General features: G+C 62.6%; 1 protein-coding gene. It reads left to right on the top strand.

Going from position 1 to position 1,270, the window contains the following annotated elements; genetic code table 11:
- On the top strand, positions 1-1,270 hold a 1,270-nt coding region (locus tag QD461_RS36625; protein WP_414091636.1), incomplete at both ends, for a hypothetical protein.

The following is a 1,270-nucleotide window of genomic DNA, read 5'->3' as shown; positions in this document are numbered from 1 at the left end:
GCTTCACATTGTCTGCCGCGATCGACAATGAGACGCCGCAGAATGGCTCGCCGGAGGGGACGTTCTCCTTCGATGTCAGCAACCTGCTGCATGTCACCGATGATGACGGCAGCACGACGGCGGCTGCGGCCAATGCGCTGAAGCTGACCATCATCGAYGAYCARCCGACGGTGACCGCCAATACCCAGACGGCGACGGTCGACGAAGACGCGCTGGTCGGTGAAGCCACCGGCGAGACYGGCTTTGGTGGCACCGCCACCGGTAATATCTCCAACCTGTTCAATACGGGRGCGGATACACCTGCGACCTATAGCCTGTCCGGCTCGACTTCWGGCCTGCCGGCACTGACCTCGCATGGTGTYGCCGTGACCTATGCGATCACCAGCAGCGGTGGCGTCGATACGCTGACCGCTTCGGCCGGGGCAACGACTGTCTTTACCCTGGCATTGACCGAAGCGAGCGGCGCATACAGCTTCACATTGTCTGCCGCGATCGACAATGAGACGCCGCAGAATGGCTCGCCGGAGGGGACSTTCTCCTTCGATGTCAGCAACCTGCTGCATGTCACCGATGATGACGGCAGCACGACGGCGGCTGCGGCCAATGCGCTGAAGCTGACCATCATCGATGATCAGCCGACGGTGACCGCCAATACCCAGACGGCGACGGTCGACGAAGACGCGCTGGTCGGTGAAGCCACCGGCGAGACYGGCTTTGGYGGCACCGCCACCGGYAATRTCTCCAACCTGTTCAATACGGGGGCGGATACACCTGCGACCTACTCTCTGTCCGGCTCGACCTCTGGCCTGCCGGCACTGACCTCGCATGGTGTCGCGGTGACCTATGCGATCAGCAGCAGCGGTGGCGTCGATACGCTGACGGCTAAGGCCGGTGCGACGACGGTGTTCACGCTGGCGCTGACCGAAAGTACCGGAGCCTACAGCTTTACGTTGTCGGCCGCGATCGACAATGAGACGCCGCAGAATGGCTCGCCGGAGGGGACCTTCTCCTTCGATGTCAGCAACCTGCTGCATGTCACCGATGATGACGGCAGCACGACGGCGGCTGCCGCCAATGCGCTGAAGCTGACCATCATCGACGATCAGCCGACGGTGACGGCCAACACCCAGACGGCGACGGTCGATGAAGACGCGCTGGTCGGTGAAGCCACCGGCGAGACCGGCTTTGGTGGCACTGCCACCGGTAATGTCTCCAATCTGTTCAATACGGGGGCGGATACACCTGCGACCTATAGCCTGTCCGGCTCGAC

The organism is Rhizobium sp. BR 314 (assembly GCF_047445805.1).
Taxonomy (GTDB): domain Bacteria; phylum Pseudomonadota; class Alphaproteobacteria; order Rhizobiales; family Rhizobiaceae; genus Rhizobium; species Rhizobium lusitanum_B.
The sequence above is the reverse complement of the archived record's forward strand: the minus strand, read 5'-3'. Positions and strand labels throughout refer to the sequence as shown.